Raw genomic sequence first — 14,205 nt, 5'->3', positions numbered from 1 at the left:
CACAGTCGCGCGAGCCGCCCACGCGTGCGCTTCTTCGGCTCGCGTCAACCCCTTGTTGGTTGCGCTCCTCGATGCGAATTACGGGCAGGACAGTCGCTGAAATCTCTGCGCTCGGTTACCAAGTCGTCGACGGGTACGAAAGGTCACCTGCGGTTCACGCGGTTGCTGTACCTCGTCGCCGTACTGCTACCTCCCATGAGCAGGGCCACCAGTCCCGCCAGGCTGGGCAGGGCTGCCGGTAGCTGATCTGCGGGAACCTTGATCACGACAGCGACGGCGATCACTACGATCCCCCAGCTCTGGAAGGGGATGACTTTGCGCCGCCTCTTGGGTTGTGCCGCCCTTCCGCCCTTCTGGTCGATCACCCCGGGTTCGGTAGCCTTGGTGTTGGTCACTGGGTCTCCTCTGGACACGATGGCTATGGGCGGCTCCTGGGCAAACAGGCAGCCGCCCTTCTCGCTTCCAGGATGAGCTTCGGGGGCCTAACCGTTTGTCAGCACTTTGCTGACAAGGAGCAGGCAACATACTGGTATGCAGTCACCTTCTGACGAACGCATGCGCAATCTTCTCGTGGCCCTAGCCCACGCAGCCCTGGAGCTGGCAGAGGACGCGGTAGCCGTTGCCGATCCACTGCACGGGCCGTCATACGTCCTCAACTACGGCTCAGGGATGGCCTATCGATCCGCCCGATTGGAAGCACTCGCTTGTGCTGTCCTGCGTCAGGCTGGCATGTCATGGGACGCCATGGCCGGTCGCCGTGAGGTGTCCCGCCAGTCCCTTCACCGGCGCCTTTCCTCACGAAGCGACGAAGAGGCCGAGCATGCACAGAAGTTCGCATGGATGTATGAAGAGAAAATCCCCGGAGAGCTTGAACGCCTACGGGGGGCGGTATCGCGACTGAGCGAGAGTCTCGGGAGCAGCCTGCACGAGGCTCCATCGGTCTGGGAACAACGCCGCAGAACTCCCGGCTGGTGGTGGAAGCCGGAACCAGAGAGCTGAACGGTGCGACGCCGGCGGTTCAGCCCTGATCACCCCAGCTACACCCACGATCCCCTCCACCGCAACCCGCAGAGGCCGACAGGGCTCGGCCTCTGCGGGTTGCGGTGGTAGATCCCGGTCACGTCCGCTGGAGTGGTGTATTGACGGCCACTCGGTGATCTCGTTTTTGAGGCTATGCGGTGAGTTCGGTGGGCAGGGCGGTCTCGTCGTTTTCTGACTCGATCGGGTGGAGGCGGGCCTTGGCCAGCAGGTCGAGTCCCATGTAGCGGCGGGCTTCGGTCCATTCGTCGTTCTGCTCGGCCAGCACCGCGCCGACCAGCCGGATCAGGGCGGTGCGGTCGGGGAAGATCCCGACCACGTCGGTGCGGCGGCGGATCTCCTTGTTCAGGCGTTCCTGCGGGTTGTTCGACCAGATCTGCCGCCAGATCTCGCGCGGGAACGCGGTGAACGCCAGCAGTTCGTGCTGGGCGGCGTCCAAGTGGGCTGCGGCCTTGGGGAACTTGGCTTCCAATGCGTCCAGGACGTGCCGCATCTGGGCCTGGACAGCATTGCTGTCGGGCTGTTCGAAGACGGTCCGCAGCAGCGTGGCCACCCACGGCTGGGCCGATTTCGGGACCTGGCAGAGCAGATTTCGGGCGTAATGCGTGCGGCATCGCTGCCACGAAGCCCCGGGCAGGACCGCACCGATCGCGTTCACCAGGCCGGTGTGCGCGTCGGAGACGACCAGCTGAACCCCGGACAGGCCGCGGGCGGTCAGCGAGCGCAGGAAGGCGAGCCAGCCGGCGCCGTCCTCGCAGGTGGCGATGTCGATGCCGAGGATCTCGCGGTGCCCGTCGGCGTTCACGCCGACCGCGATCAGCGCGTGGACGTTGATGATCCGGCCGCCCTCGCGGACCTTCTGGGTCAGTGCGTCGACCCAGACGAACGCATAAGGCCCGGCGTCGAGCGGCCGGTTGCGGAACGCGGCGACCTGCTCGTCCAGGTGCTTGGCCATCGCACTGACCTGGGACTTCGACAGCTGGGTGACCCCGAGGGACTCGGCGAGCTTCTCGACCCGGCGCGTGGAGACGCCCAGCAGATAGGCGGTCGCGACCACCGAGATCAGGGCCTGCTCGGCCCGGCGGCGGCGTTCCAGGAGCCAGTGCGGGAAGTAACTGCCTTGCCGCAGTTTGGGGACGGCCAGTTCGACGGTGCCGGCCCTCGTGTCCCACTCGCGTGGGCGGTAGCCGTTGCGGTGGTTGACGCGTTCGTCGCTGACCTGCCCGTATTCGGCATTGCAGAGGGCGTCGGCCTCCGCGGACATGAGTGCGTCGGCGAACGTCTTGACCATCGCGCGCAGCAGATCGGGACTCGCCGCGGCGAGATTGTCCTCGGCGAGGGCGTGCAGGGGCAGACTGTCAGGTGCGGTCATCGTGCTGATCTCCTTCGAGGCTTCGACACTTCGAAGATCAGCCGGTGGCCGTTCATCTATGCGGGCATCAGCCAGAAGCCGGAGCAAACCCCCGGATCAGGTCGAACCCGTACACCACTTCCCTGGACGCAACCGGCATCTCTGCCGGAGGGGTCGGCTAGGTTGCGGGGATGACTGCCAGGGATCCGCTTGTGCCAGCCCTCGCCGGGCTGGTCGTCGACGTCGCTTGGTTCCTTGAGCGCTGCGGTGACGACGAAGTCAATCCCGACTCTGCTGTGAAGATGATGGAAGGGGTAGGCGGAGAACTGTTGCGACTGCCTCTAGACCAGTGTCCGATCCCGGTAGATGCCTGACAGTTCGATCCCAGCTGATGGTTGACGGTGGCCGTGATCGGCTTTGCTGTGCGCGTCGTTGCGGCGTGTGGCGGGAGGCCGGGATTGGCTCTGGTGGAGTTGTCGGTTGTCGAGCAGAGATACCGGGCGGTGCTGGCGGGCGCGGGGTGACCGAGGTGGCTGCGTCGCTCGGGGTGTCGCGGCAGACGGTGAGCGGGTGGAAGTCGCGCTATGAGGCCTCGGGCCTGGCGGGACTGGCGGACCGTTCGCGTAGGCCTGCGTCGTGTCCGCATCAGGCGTCTGGCGAGGTGGAGGCGGCCGTGTGCGAGCTGCGGCGTAAGCATCCGATGTGGGGTCTGCGGCGGATCGCTCATGTGCTGGAGCGGTCCGGGGCGGTGACGTCGGTGCCGTCGCGGATGACGGTGTATCGGATCCAGTCCGTCATGGGCTCGTGGAGCCGGGGTGCGGCGCCGGAAGCGGTCGGACTGCAAGCGCTGGCAGCGGGATGCGCCGATGCAGTTGTGGCAGATGGACATCCTCGGCGGGGTGATGCTCGCGCGGGCACTCAGGCTCGATTCCTACTTGTTTGATAATATCGGTCCCATGGGCGAGATTCCGTACAGCGTCGGCGAGGGGCCGGCCACCAGGGTCAGCCTCTCCCTTCCCGAGGGGACGGCGGAGGCGATCCGTCGGCGGGTCGGCAAGCGTGAGTTCTCCGCGTTCATCACCTCAGCGGTCGAGCGTGAGCTGCGCGGCCAGATCCTGGACGAGTACCTGGCCGACTACGAACGGCGCCAGGGACCGATCTCCGAGCAGGAGCAGGAGCGGGCACGCCAGGTCTTCGACGAGGTGTTCGCCGAGGAGGGGCAGTGGCCCGCCGCAAGGTGAGCCACGAAGGCACCCTCGTACTCGACTGTGAGGGCCTGGCGAAGTTCGTCAGTGATCATGAGCCTGTCGTCGCCCTTGTCGCGGAAGCCCGCAGGCGGGGCATGGAAGTCGTCATCGGCGCGCTCACCATCATCGAAGCGGTGCATCGCCGGACCGACAAGGCGCGGCTCGCCTGGGTCCTGTCCGGTGTGCGGATCGTGCACGTCGGTGACGAGGAGGCCAAGGCTGCCTCGGCCATGCTGATCAATGCTGGGCTTCATGGCCACAAACACGCCATCGACGCCGCCGTGGCCGAGATGGCGCTGCGGCAGCGCCGTCCGGTCGTCATGCTCACCTCGGACACTGACGACATGGCGAAGCTCTGTGGCGACAGGGTGCGTCTCGTCGCCGTTTAGCCGACGCCGGAGCCGACGGCGAGCAGCTCAGGGCGCGGCTCGGTCGTCCGCGCAGCCGTCATAGGGCCACTATCCGGCCTCGGTCGACGAGTTGAGGTCATTCGTCTGCCCGTCTGCCCGTCTGCTCGTCCCCTTCGGCGTGCGCACTCGGGGGATGCCGGGGTGCGGCGTGGCGTACGAGCCGGTTGACTCGCGCACGTACCGGCGTACACGCGTACCCGTGGGAATCCTGGGTCCGATCGTGGTCGACCGGCCCATGGACTGTCGGCCAGGCCGTCAAGATCAGTGCAAGCCCTTTCGCTTCCCGCTTGGGGTGGTGAATGGACTGTGCCGGACGAATATGGCGCCGCTGTACGAAAGTTGACCGTGCGCTACCTGTGGGCTCTGAGCTGCCAGTACGCCGCAGAGCTGACGTACCAGCCGACCGGTTTGGCCCGTTCGGTGCTCACGCTCCGCAGATTGGCTCGTTACTGTCAGTGCTGCTTTGGCCTTGGGTAACTCATACTGAGTCCGCGCAACAACGGGGGCTCTTGTTACGTCCTGAACCGCAACGCAACGCAGGAAACGCGGCGCCACTGACCAGGCGCCGCCGAGGTTCACGCGGCCATCGCGTTCACTCACGCCACTTTGTGGCCGACGTGTGCCCACGATGCCCTGGGAGGGGAAACAGTATGAGGAACTCACGCCTGAGAGCGCTCTCCGGTGTCCTTGCCGCCGGCGCGCTCATCGCCGGTCTGTCCGGTTCGACGGCGCAGGCATCGGAGAACGCCGTGACCGCGGCCCCGGCGGAGATCGGTATCCGGTTCAACCCGGACGGCGATGCCGGGCAGTGCGGTGGCCTGTCGGGGCAGCAGTGGGGCGTCGACCCGGACTTCACCCGGGCGATCCGGTTCGACACCGACAACCGTTCGGGCGGCTGTCAGTTGTCCTTCGGCATCTTCGACCCGAACAACACGCTCTCGGGCGCGTCCATCACCTACGGCTTCCGGGCCAGTGCCGGTGGCGACGCGGGGCAGTGCGGAAACCCGGGCACGTACCAGATGCCGATCCAGCGGTTCCGGACCTTCGGGTCCCAGGTCCGGGTCGACACCGACAATCGGCCGGGCTTCTGCAACCTCACCTTCACCGTCTCGGGCCGCTCCGACGTCATCCTCGAAGTGAGGTACTTCGCGGACGGTGACGGCAGTCAGTGCCTGAACTCCCTGCCCTCGGACCAGAACCACACGGCGTTCGCGGGCTCACCGGTGACCATCGGCATCGACACCGACGGGCGCTCCGGCGGCTGCCAGATGCAGCTGCGGCTGCAGAAGGTCTAGCCCCGTCAGGTCTCAGCGCTCCGGCCGCTCACCACTGTGCGCGTCGGCACAGGCGCGGCGGTAGCGGGTGTGCCCGGATTTCCGGGCACACCCGCACTGTCATTCCTGCCCGACCGCAGCACAGGCCGGTTCAGCCAACGTCACCGCGCAACAGGTCCCCCAGCTTCAGTGCTGCCGGAAGCGGTGTGGCGGGCAGCGCCAGATGGACCGTCCGGCGCAGGGCCGGGTCGGCCACGCGGCACAGGGCCAGCTCGGCCGGGATCGCCCAGGTGGCCAGGGACGGGACCAGGGCCACGCCCAGGCCGGCGGCGACGTAGCCGAACTTGCCGGTCCACTCCGCGATTCTGATGATCTTGCGTGGGGCGAAGCCGGCCCGGGCGCAGGCGTCGGCGAGCATGGTCGGGCGGTCGCCGTACGCGTCCTGGAGCCAGGCCTCCTCGCGCAGGTCGCGCAGGTCGATCGACCCGGCTTCGGCCAGGGGGTGTTCGCGGTGGAGGGCCACGAACAGCTCGTCCTCCAGCAGTACGGTCGTCGTGGTGCCGTCGGCCGAGGGGAGGCCCGACGGGTAGTCGCTGACCACGGCCAGGTCGAGCGCGCCCGCCGCGAGGCGCTCCATCAGCATGGCGCTCCGGCCCTCCACGGCGACGATCTCCACGTCCGGTCTGGCCCGTCTGAACTCCCGCAGGGCGGCCGGTACCAGTGAGATGTTGGCGGTCGCGAAAGCTCCGACGCGGAGCATGCCGCCGTGGCCCGCGTGGATCACGGTCAGCTCCTGCTCCGCCCGCGACAGGCGTTCCAGTACGTCCACGGCGTGGCGGTGCAGCGCATGGCCGGCCGGGTTCAGGCGTACTCCCCGAGGGAGCCGTTCGAACAGCGGGCCGCCTGCCTGCTGTTCGAGGGTGGCGATCCGCCGGGACACCGCCGACTGCGTGTAGTTGAGCTGGATCGCCGCAGCGGTGAACGACCCCGTGTCGGCCACGGTCACCAGCAGACGCAGTGCGTCGGTCTCGAACACATTCCCCTCCACTCGCATTCCTTCAGTGCATGGGTTCCATGCAATCCAGTCGCTGGTGGAATGTCCAGCCTCTTCGTAACGTCTCTTGATGTCGCCGATCCGCAACCCGCGACCCGCACCTCGCCATCCGCAACCCGAGGGGGAACCGTGATCGCTCTGCCCGAGATGCTCACCGATCTTGAGGAACTCGTCCTCTGCGAGTCCTTCTCCGCCGACCATGCCGCCGTGGCCCGCAGCGCCCAGGTGGTCGGCGCCCTCGGCGCGCGGCTGTTGGGCGCGGTCCCGGAGACGATCGTGGTCGACGGTGTGACCCATCTGCGGTGGACCTTCGGCACACCGCGTGTCCTGCTGGTGGGTCACCACGACACGGTGTGGCCCGGGGGTTCGCTGGAGACCCACCCCTGGTCGGTGGCCGACGGGATCGCCCGTGGACCCGGGGTCCTGGACATGAAGGCCGGGCTGGTGCAGATGTTCCACGCGCTGGCGTCGCTGCCGTCCAGGGACGGTGTGTGCGTGCTGGTCACCGGGGACGAGGAGGTCGGTTCCCCCACCTCCCGGGAACTGATCGAGGAGGCGGCGCGCGGTCTCGCCGCCGCCTTTGTGCTGGAGGCGTCCGCGGACGAGACGGGCGCACTCAAGACCGCCCGCAAGGGCACCTCACGGTACGAGGTCGTGGTGCACGGCAAGGCCGCCCACGCGGGACTGGAACCGCACCGGGGGATCAACGCCGCGGTCGAGGCCGCTCACCAGGTGCTGGCCATCGTCGGTCTCGGGGCCTCGCTCGGTGCCGGCGGAGTCGTCGGTGGAACCCCTTCGGTGCTGGGAGCCCCGACCGTCACGCCCACCCTGCTGTCGGCCGGCAGCACGCTCAACACCGTGCCCGCGCAGGCGAGGATCGCGGTGGACGTACGCGTACCGACCCTGGCGGCGCAGGACCGTACCGACGAGCTCATGCGCGGGCTCACCGCCCGGACACCGGGCGCCCGGCTGACCGTACTGGGCGGGAGGAAACGGCCGCCCATGGAGCCCGGTTCCTCCGCCGGACTGTTCGCCCTGGCCTCCCGCATCGCGTCGGACCTGGGCCAGGAACCGCTGCACGGGGTCGCCGTCGGCGGCGCCTCGGACGGCAACTACACGGCTGCCGTGGGCTGTCCGACACTGGACGGTCTGGGCGGCGTCGGCAGGGGCGCCCATGCGGACACCGAGCATGTCATGATCGCAACGATGGTGCCCCGTACCCGACTGCTAGCTGAACTCGTCGCCCGGACAAGGCAGTAGCTCGCCCGATCCCCGTCACTCCTTCGTGAAGCAGAGGCCCATGACCACACCCGTGCCCCCGTCGCCCGAGGCCGCCGCGCTTGCCGTACGTCACCAACTCGGCGCGCTTGAGGGCTCGTTCGCTCCCAAGCGGCTCGGCGTACCGATGTTCCTCGTCTACCTCCACGCGGTCTTCGTTCTCTCGGCGTTCTTTCTGGTTCCCGGGGTGCTGTTCTTCTGGTGGCTGCGGCGCTTCCCCAACTTCAGCAGGAAGCAGGCCGCCAAGCGCCTCCATCTGTTCGAGCACGGGATGATCGTGCAACCGCAGTCCGGGGACGGCATGACCGCCTTCCGCTGGGACTCCGCGAGGGTGTACCAGGACATCACCCAGCTGATCGTCAACGGTTCCCCCACCCCCGCCAAGTACGTCTACTCCGTGGTCGCCCCGAGCTTCGGTGGTGCCGAGGTCACCGAGTTCTACGAGAGACCTGAGACGTGGGGTCCCTGGATGCAGGAGGCGGTACTCCGTGCCCAGGGGCAGAAGGTCATGGAAGCGGTGCTGGAGGGCGGGACGGTCGACTTCGGCGCTCTCTCGGTCTCCGGCAACGGCGTGACCGGTACCGGGAAACGTGTTCTTCCGTGGTCCGAGGTCCAGGAGATCGACGTCAGGGGCGGTCGCGTCTACGTCAGGAAGGCCGGCGAGTCCGGTCCTCCCTGGTCCAACGTCGCGGTCAGTGGCGTCGCGAATCTCCATCTCTTCCTGGCTATCGCCGCGAATCTCCGCCGGAAATAGCAGATGCCCTGAACTCCCTTAAAATCACGGGGAGTTCAGGGCAGGGCAGAACGTGCGCCCGCTGCCGGACCTGCTACCAGATCGCCTCGACCCACTCCGGGTGGTCGATGAACGGGTTCCGGTTGCCCTGGTAGTTGGTGTAGATGAGGTCGTTGCGGCGCTCCTCGAAGGCGTTGGGCGGGTCCGCCTCGTTCCACGCCTTCAGGACGGCGAGCTTGCCCATGTACGGGTTGCTGCCGTTGCCGACCTTCTCGTTGGGCTCCAGGTCGGCCCAGCCGTCGTCACCCTCGTAGCGCACGGCCATGTAGAGGATCATGCGGGCCACGTCGCCCCGGTCCGCGGCGCGCGGCGCGAACGAGTCGGAGTCGACGGTGCTGCCGCCGCCGTTGGTGACCGTGCTGCCGCCGTTGTCGAAGTCCAGGTTGCCGCGGGTGCTGTTGACCTGGACGTCGCAGGCGCGCAGGTGGTGCAGGTCGGTGCCGGGGCCGATCGCCTCGCCGAAGTCGCCGTGGGACTTGGCCCACGTGTGCTCGCGGTTCCAGTCGCCGACGTCACCGCCGTTGAGGGTCTTGCTGCGCGAGACGCCGCTGTACAGCAGGATCACGTTGCTGCTGTTGTTCGGGTCCTGGTCGGTGACCTTGAGCGCGTTCCAGACCGCGGAGTACGAGATCTTCGTCTGGCTGCTGATGATGGTGTGCAGCGAGGACTTGAGGCTCGTACCCGTCTTGCCGACCGCGTTCTTGTAGTACGTGGCGTCGTACGCGGTCGTGGTCGCGCCGGCCGGGGTGGCGGTCATCGTGGGGATGGCGAGGGCCGCCAGGACGGTCGACGTGGCGAGCGCCACGGTCTTCCAACGGCGGGTGCGTATCAGCGTCGCGGGCATCGGGGGTGTCCGTTCTACGCGTGTCGAATGGGGGAGACATCCGGGAGCGTGACATGGACATGCGTTTCAGGCAATGAACTGCGCGTGTCTGTTGGGTGACTTAAACCGGCAACTTGGTTGATTTCGGCGTGATTTGACGCGCGTAGAGCCAAGAGGAGGCCATGAGGTGGTCTGGAAACGGGCGTGGCCCCCGACCGGCGTTCCGCGTTCCGGTCGGGGGCCACTCGGTGTCAACCGGTGCCGGTCGGGCTCAGCTGACGTCCGACGCGTCCAGACGGTAGATCGTCGACGTGGACTGTGTGCTCGATGTGCTCGAACCGCTCTCCTCCGCCGTCGAGTCGGATGAGCCGGACGAGTTGGCGGACTCCGTCGCCGCGCTGCTGCTGTACTCGCTCTCCTTGACCGCCGTGCCGTACTTCTGCACCCAGGTGGTGAGTTCCTGGTCGCCGCCACCCATACCGCCGCCCATGCCACCGCCGAGCTGGATGTAGTGCAGCTCGCCCTTCTTCACCAACTCCTTGAGCCTGGCCAAGGTCATCGCCTTGTCCTGACCGGTGAAGCCGAACATCGAGATGACGGGCTTGCCGGTGCTGAGGATCATCTGGCCGGCGCCCTGCGAGTTGGACACCGCGAGCAGCCACTTGGCGCCGTCCTGGTGCTTCTCCAGGTACGAGATCAGCTCGTTGCTGACGCTGCCGCCCATACCGCCGCCACCGCCCATACCGCCGCCACCGCCCATACCGCCACCGGGGCCGCCGCTCGTGCCGCCGTTGCCGCCGGGAGCCGTACCGGTCCCACCGTTCTGGCCGGTGGTCCCGCCGCCGGGAGCCGTGCCGCCGCCCGGGAACCCTCCGTTCGTGCCGCCGGGTGCGCCGCCGCCCTGCGGGAGCTCACCGTTGCCGCCACCCGGCTGCATCTGGCCGTTACCGCCGCCGGGGAGTTCCCCGCTCGCCTGGCCGCCTTGCTGCGTACCGCCCTGCCCGGCCCCGGGGCCGCCGCCGTTGCCGCCGAAGCCGCCCCGGCCTCCGCCGCCGGGACCGCCCATACCGCCGCCGCTCGACGGACCCGCGGTCGGGTTGACGCCGCTCATGCCGCCGCCGCTGGAGGAGAAGGCGGGCGAGACGGCGTAGGCCGTCGGACCCGCGAGGGCCGCCACTGTCGCCGCGACAACGGAGGCGCCCAGCAGCCGGACCCTCGTACCGGAGCTCGCGGTCCGCAGGACGAACAGGCCCGCGATCGCGAGGAGCATGAGTACGGCGACCGTCGGCCACAGCCAGGTGTTCCAGCCGGTTGCCCGGCGCAGCACCACGATCGCCCAGACACCGGTGACCGCGAGGCCGGCCGGCAGGACCCAGGACCAGCGGGCGTCACCGCTGCGGAAGGCGCGCCACAGCATGACACCGCCGGCGCCGGTCAGCGCCGCGATGCCGGGGGCGAGCGCGGTTGTGTAGTACGGGTGCATGGTGCCCTCGGCCATGGCGAAGGTCACGTAGTGCAGCGCCAGCCAGCCGCCCCACAGGACGAGCGCGGCGCGCGTCACGTCGGTGCGCGGGGCCCGTCCGCACAGCACCAGGCCGGCGGCGAGCGCGAGGAACGCGAAGGGGATCAGCCAGGAGATCTGGCCGCCGAGAACGTCGTTGAACATCCGGCCGATGCCCGCGGTGCCGGCGAAGGTGCCGCCCCCGCCTCCGCCGCCTCCGCCGTTGCCCTCGCCGCCGAGGACGCGGCCGAGGCCGTTGTAGCCCATGATCAGGTTCCAGGCGGAGCCGTCGGTCGAGCCGCCGATGTACGGGCGGTCGTCGGCCGGGACGAGCGAGACCGCCGTGGCCCACCAGAAACTGGAGACGGCCAGGGCGACCGCGGCCAGGGCCAGGTTGACGACCTTCTTCTTCCAGCCGAGCTTGGACGCGTACACGTACACGGCGAAGACGGCGGGCAGGGCGATGTAGCCCTGGAGCATCTTGGTGTTGAAGGCGAGCCCGAAGAGGACCGCGGAGCCGATGAGCGACAGCAGCTTGTCGTTGTGCACCGCGCGCAGGGCGAGGGCCGCACCGCCGACCATCAGCAGGACGAGGATGGTGTCGGGGTTGTTGTCGCGGTTGATCGCGACGGTGATCGGGGTGAGCGCGAGGACGAGCGCGGCGATCGTGGCGGCCACGTGCCCGAAGACCCGCTTCACGGAGGAGTGCAGGATCCAGATCGTGCCGACGCCGGCCGCGACCTCGGGCACCATCATCTGCCAGGTCCCGAAGCCGAAGACACGGCACGACAGGCCCATGAGCATCATCGCGAACGGTGGCTTGTCGACGGTGATGAAGTTGCCCGCGTCGAGCGAGCCGAAGAACCAGGCCTTCCAGCTCTGTGTACCGCTGTAGATCGCCGCGCTGTAGAAGCTGTTGAGGCTGGAGGAGGAGAGGTTCCAGGAGTACAGGACCCCGGCCAGCAACATGATCGCGAGCAGCGCGGGCAGCGACCAGCGCGGCGCCTTCTCGGGCGTGCCTGAAGCTGCGGGGGCCGGTGGAGCCTCGGGGGCCGCGGGATCGGCGGCGGCGGGGGTCTCCGGGGCGTGGGGGTTCGGGTCGGTGGCAGATGTCACCATCGAATCGTCCGGACGGGGGGTGGGTGCGCGCTGTGGCGCGACTGGGGGCCAGCTGTGAATCAGGGCAACAGTGCGTTACGCGCGGCACGGGCTTCCCCCAAGCAGGCCTCCCCGCAAGCCTCCGTATGGGCCTCCAACAAATTCTCGAAAAAAAGTGCGACCGACGTACAACCATTCGCATGTACATGTGAGTCAGAAGAACACCAGCGTGCCGGGGGCGCGTTGATGTCCTTCACGGGGATGGGAAACCTCCATGACTCACCACATATCCAGATTCGCGCGCACCCGCGTACTCGGCGGCGCCGCCGTCTGCGCCGCGATCGTGCTGTCGCTCGTGGCCACCGCCACGCCCGCCAGTGCGGCTGCGGCGGCAGTCAGTTGTACGTCCGCCAAGCCGGCCCTCGCCACCAAGCTGAAGCGGGACATCACCACGGCCCTCTCCGGACGTCGAGGCTCCATCAGCGTCGGTGTCTTCGACCGGTCCACGAAGACGACCTGTGTGTACCGGGCGCAGACCGCCTACGACTCCGCGAGCGTCGTCAAGGTGACCGTTCTGGCGACGCTGCTCTGGGACGCCCAGAAGACCCAGCGCGCCCTGACGGCCACCGAGAAGAGTCTCGCGAAGGCCATGATCACCAAGTCGGACAACGCGTCGACCACGAAGCTGTGGAACCAGCTGGGCCTGACGAAGATCAAGGCCTTCGTCGCGGCCGCCGGCATGACGCAGACCAAACCCGGTGCGAACGGCTACTGGGGTCTCACCCAGATCACCGCCCGCGACGAGCAGAAGCTCCTTGCGCTCACCACCATCACCAACACGATCCTGACCGACAACTCCCGTGCGTACATACAGCTGTTGATGAGCCAGGTCATCGCTTCCCAGCGCTGGGGCACACCGAAGGGCGCGCCCTCGGGTGTCTCGGTCCACGTCAAGAACGGCTGGCTGGAACGCGCGACGAACGGCTGGCGCGTGCACAGCGTCGGCACGTTCAATGGCGGCGGCCACGACTACATGATCACGGTGCTCACGCAGGGCAACAGCACCTGGAACTACGGCATCGCGACCATCGAGGGTGTCGCCAAGGTCGTCCACCGGGACCTCGCCGCGAGCTGATCGCCGCCAGATCTCCGGCCGACCGCGAGCCGACTTCACCGCAGCGCCTCCCGGCCGTCACCGACCCGATCTACGGTGACGGCCATGCGCCTGCGACCTCTGCGAACCCTGCTCACCACCGTCACCGCCTGCCTGGCGGCGGCCGGCTGTCTGACCGCTGCCGGTCCGGCGAACGCCAACTCCCTTGCGCGTGACGCCGGTTCCGTCGGTGCCGCCGCCGGCAACGCCTGTTCCCCCACCGTCTCCCTCGCCCGCTTCTCCGACGCGCTCGACAAGACGACGTACGACGGCACCTTCGTCGGCAACCTCTCCGCGCTCGCCGTGGACCGCGACGGCGACCTCGCCGCCCTCTCCGACCGCTCGTCCCTGTTCACCCTGGACCGGCGGACCCTGAGCCCGACGAGCGTCGTCCCCCTCGCCGACGAGACCGGCGCCGCGCTCGACTCCGAGGGCCTGGTCGTCGACCGGGACGGCACCCGCCTCGTCACCTCCGAGACCGAACCCTCCGTACGCCGCTACTCCCGCGACGGACGCATCCTCGACCGTCTCCCGGTGCCGGACGCGCTCAGGGTCACCCCGGCCGGTCGCGCCACCGCCAACCAGACCTTCGAGGGGCTCACCCTCCTCCCCGGCGGCCGTACGCTCCTCGCCTCCATGGAGTACGCGATCTCCGGCGACTCCACGGGCATCGTCCGCTGGCAGACCTGGGAGCGGAAGGGCGGCCACTCCAGCCCCTTCGTCCTCGGCGCCCAGTACGCCTACCGGACCGACACCGACCTCGGCGTCCCCGAGGTCGCGGCCACCCCCGACGGACGCCTCCTCGTCCTGGAGCGCGGTTTCACCGCCGGCGTCGGCAACACCGTCCGCCTCTACCTGGCCGACCCGCGCCGCGCCACCGACACGAGCGGCGTCGAGAACCTCACCGGGCAGGGCGGCGTACGCCTGGTCAGGAAGACCCTCCTCGCCGACATCGTGAACTGCCCGTCACTGGGAGCGACCGCCAAGCAGCCCCAGCCCAACCCCCTCCTCGACAACATCGAGGGCATGGTCGTCACCGGCCGTACCCACGGGGGCCTGCGTGTCCTGCTGGTCAGCGACGACAACCAGAACGCCGTACAGACGACCCGCCTCTACTTCCTGCGGGTCCGGACGCCGTAGCCAGGCGTAGCCGGAGTTGTTGCGGAGGGATGAAATCCCCTTCCG

At 68.4% G+C, this 14,205-nt stretch carries 12 protein-coding genes and 1 pseudogene; 8 read left to right on the top strand and 5 right to left on the bottom strand.

The window, feature by feature from the left end; all coding sequences use genetic code 11:
• Positions 1-143: 143 nt before the first annotated feature.
• Positions 144-395, bottom strand: coding sequence for a hypothetical protein (locus OHN74_RS15150; RefSeq protein ID WP_327695093.1), 252 nt, complete (start codon positions 393-395; stop codon positions 144-146).
• Positions 396-1,171: 776 nt separating this feature from the next.
• Positions 1,172-2,410 (bottom strand): IS256 family transposase, encoded by a 1,239-nt coding sequence (locus OHN74_RS15145; protein ID WP_327693226.1) that lies wholly within the window; start codon positions 2,408-2,410, stop codon positions 1,172-1,174.
• A 452-nt stretch (positions 2,411-2,862) separates the two neighbouring features.
• On the opposite strand from OHN74_RS15145, the pseudogene OHN74_RS15140 reads away from it, so the two are divergent.
• The 4 genes and pseudogenes from OHN74_RS15140 to OHN74_RS15125 form a co-directional block, all read left to right on the top strand.
• Positions 2,863-3,300, top strand: a pseudogene (locus OHN74_RS15140) (helix-turn-helix domain-containing protein); the annotation flags it as partial.
• Positions 3,301-3,345: 45 nt separating this feature from the next.
• Positions 3,346-3,630 carry a hypothetical protein gene (locus OHN74_RS15135; protein WP_327700133.1) on the top strand — a complete coding sequence of 95 codons (285 nt, stop codon included), beginning with the start codon at positions 3,346-3,348 and terminating at the stop codon, positions 3,628-3,630.
• Positions 3,612-4,025 carry a DNA-binding protein gene (locus tag OHN74_RS15130; protein WP_327695092.1) on the top strand — a complete coding sequence of 138 codons (414 nt, stop codon included), beginning with the start codon at positions 3,612-3,614 and terminating at the stop codon, positions 4,023-4,025. Before OHN74_RS15135 ends, OHN74_RS15130 begins: the two co-directional genes overlap by 19 nt.
• Positions 4,026-4,696: 671 nt before the next feature.
• The gene (locus OHN74_RS15125; protein ID WP_327695091.1) at positions 4,697-5,341 is read left to right on the top strand and encodes a hypothetical protein; all 645 of its coding nucleotides are present in this window, start codon (positions 4,697-4,699) and stop codon (positions 5,339-5,341) included.
• 130 nt (positions 5,342-5,471) lie between these two features.
• Here OHN74_RS15125 and OHN74_RS15120 read toward each other — a convergent pair whose 3' ends face one another.
• A complete protein-coding gene (locus tag OHN74_RS15120; protein WP_327695090.1) occupies positions 5,472-6,356 on the bottom strand; it encodes a LysR family transcriptional regulator in 885 nt (294 codons plus the stop codon).
• Between the two features lie 165 nt (positions 6,357-6,521).
• Here OHN74_RS15120 and OHN74_RS15115 point away from each other — a divergent pair, with 165 nt between their 5' ends.
• Together OHN74_RS15115 and OHN74_RS15110 are read left to right on the top strand one after the other, a co-directional pair.
• Positions 6,522-7,634 carry a M20 family metallopeptidase gene (locus OHN74_RS15115; RefSeq protein ID WP_327700132.1) on the top strand — a complete coding sequence of 371 codons (1,113 nt, stop codon included), beginning with the start codon at positions 6,522-6,524 and terminating at the stop codon, positions 7,632-7,634.
• Positions 7,635-7,674: 40 nt separating this feature from the next.
• Positions 7,675-8,406 (top strand): DUF6585 family protein, encoded by a 732-nt coding sequence (locus tag OHN74_RS15110; RefSeq protein WP_327695089.1) that lies wholly within the window; start codon positions 7,675-7,677, stop codon positions 8,404-8,406.
• Between the two features lie 73 nt (positions 8,407-8,479).
• Here OHN74_RS15110 and OHN74_RS15105 read toward each other — a convergent pair whose 3' ends face one another.
• Positions 8,480-9,289 (bottom strand): endonuclease I family protein, encoded by an 810-nt coding sequence (locus OHN74_RS15105; protein ID WP_327695088.1) that lies wholly within the window; start codon positions 9,287-9,289, stop codon positions 8,480-8,482.
• Positions 9,290-9,539: 250 nt separating this feature from the next.
• The gene (locus OHN74_RS15100) at positions 9,540-11,885 is read right to left on the bottom strand and encodes a glycosyltransferase family 39 protein (RefSeq protein WP_327700131.1); all 2,346 of its coding nucleotides are present in this window, start codon (positions 11,883-11,885) and stop codon (positions 9,540-9,542) included.
• A 256-nt stretch (positions 11,886-12,141) separates the two neighbouring features.
• Between OHN74_RS15100 and OHN74_RS15095 the strand changes: the two genes are divergently transcribed.
• Positions 12,142-13,002, top strand: coding sequence for a serine hydrolase (locus tag OHN74_RS15095; protein WP_327695087.1), 861 nt, complete (start codon positions 12,142-12,144; stop codon positions 13,000-13,002).
• 84 nt (positions 13,003-13,086) lie between these two features.
• Positions 13,087-14,160, top strand: coding sequence for an esterase-like activity of phytase family protein (locus OHN74_RS15090; protein ID WP_327695086.1), 1,074 nt, complete (start codon positions 13,087-13,089; stop codon positions 14,158-14,160).
• Positions 14,161-14,205: the final 45 nt, after the last annotated feature.

It is taken from the genome of Streptomyces sp. NBC_00459 (assembly GCF_036013955.1).
GTDB lineage: Bacteria > Actinomycetota > Actinomycetes > Streptomycetales > Streptomycetaceae > Streptomyces.
Note: the sequence above shows the minus strand (reverse complement) of the source record. Positions and strands in the feature narration are given on the sequence as shown.